Here is a 432-nt window from a genome sequence, read left to right as displayed (position 1 = left end):
AGCAGTTCGGCCAGCACTTTGACACCTATATTCAGGACGTGCGTGGCCGTGGTTTGAGCGAAGCGGCCGAAGGCATGGACTACAGCCTGGATGCGCAGGCCGATGACCTGATTGCCTTGGCCCAGGCCCTGGGCCTGAAGGACTACATCGTGGTCGGTCATTCGATGGGCGCGCGTATTGGCTTGCGTGCCGCGCACAAGAACAGCGAAGGTTTGAACCGTCTGGTGATGGTCGATCCGCCCGTCTCCGGCCCTGGTCGTCGTGCCTACCCGGCCAAGCTGCCCTGGTACGTGGATTCCATGGCCATGGCCCGCAAAGGGTGTACCGCAGAAGACATGCGTGCCTTTTGCCCGACCTGGACGGAAGAACAATTGCAATTGCGCGCCCAGTGGCTGCACACCTGCCACGAGCCGGCGATTCTGGCCAGCTTTG

At 61.8% G+C, this 432-nt stretch carries 1 protein-coding gene; it reads left to right on the top strand.

Going from position 1 to position 432, the window contains the following annotated elements; translation table 11 throughout:
* The coding region (locus V6936_RS17325) for an alpha/beta fold hydrolase (protein ID WP_336580174.1) at positions 1-432 on the top strand (432 nt) is incomplete at both ends.

The organism is Alcaligenes sp. CHO6, from assembly GCF_037120595.1.
GTDB classification, from domain to species: Bacteria; Pseudomonadota; Gammaproteobacteria; order Burkholderiales; family Burkholderiaceae_B; genus Alcaligenes; species Alcaligenes ammonioxydans.
This window is presented reverse-complemented; position numbering and strand designations above follow the sequence as displayed.